A 929-nucleotide genomic window follows, 5' to 3' on the forward strand; every position below is an offset into this window, starting at 1 on the left:
GCGGGTAGCGCCGGTGGAGACCAGCGCGTGCTCCAGGGCCAGCATGGGCAGGCCTGCGGTGTGCAGGCTGCCCGAGACCGCCCAACCCACGATGCGCCGGGAGTAGACGTCGGTGATGAAAGCGACATAGCAGAACCCGGCCAGGATCCTGACGTAGGTGATGTCAGCGACCCAGAGCTGATGCGGGCCATCCGCGGTGAACTGCCGCTCCACCAAGTCAGGGCGGGTATCCGGCTCACCAGTGGGCTTCGTGGTGACCGGCTTGCGGCCACGGCGAACCCCCTTCCACGCCGGCGGCCTTCATCAGGCGGGCGACCTGGTCACGGCCGATCTCCCACCCGGCCCGGACCATCGCGTGGTGCATCTTCCGGACCCCGTAGACGCTGTAGTTCTCCGCGTGGATCCGCTTGAGCTCCTCGATGAGGAGCTCGTCTCGTAGAGCCCTTGCGGAGGCAGGCCGTGTCTTCGCGGCGCGGTAGGCCCGGGAGGTGATGAACCCACACTCCGTCGCGCTGAGCACGCGGCAGATGGCCTCGACCGAAGAACTGATCGCGGTGTTCGTCGATGAACCGGATCATCTCGTCGTGGGGCTTCTCGAGTCTCCCTGGCGAAAAAAGCCGAGGCGGCTTTGAGGATCTCGTTCGCGCGCCTGGCTTCAGCGAGCTCACGCTTGAGGCGCTTGTTTTCCTCCTGCATGCTCTCGCCGGCAGGCGCTGGTGCTATCTGGTGGCCGTGGCGGTTGCACCACATGCGCAGGGTCTGCTCGCCTACGCCCAGCTGCGGGCCACAGCCCGGATCGAGTGTGAGCGAGGGCCTCCCTCGGCGGCTTGGCGCTCGAAGACCATCCGCACAGCGCGCTCACGCAGCTGAAGGCGTGTACTTCTTGGGCATGTTCCGATTCTCCTTCAGTTGGATCGGAACCAAACCCA

The 929-nt window shown here is 66.0% G+C and carries 2 protein-coding genes; both read right to left on the bottom strand.

Going from position 1 to position 929, the window contains the following annotated elements; all coding sequences use genetic code 11:
- Positions 1-213: DDE-type integrase/transposase/recombinase (locus tag MLY01S_RS13170; RefSeq protein WP_169795155.1), on the bottom strand; the 213-nt coding region annotated here is incomplete at its 3' end.
- Positions 214-235: 22 nt separating this feature from the next.
- On the bottom strand, positions 236-520 hold the full coding sequence (locus tag MLY01S_RS13175) for an IS3 family transposase (RefSeq protein ID WP_167635530.1): 285 nt from the start codon (positions 518-520) through the stop codon (positions 236-238).
- Between the last annotated feature and the right edge of the window lie 409 nt (positions 521-929).

The sequence above is a fragment of the Micrococcus lylae NBRC 15355 genome, assembly GCF_001570885.1.
In the GTDB taxonomy this organism is placed as follows: Bacteria; Actinomycetota; Actinomycetes; order Actinomycetales; family Micrococcaceae; genus Micrococcus; species Micrococcus lylae.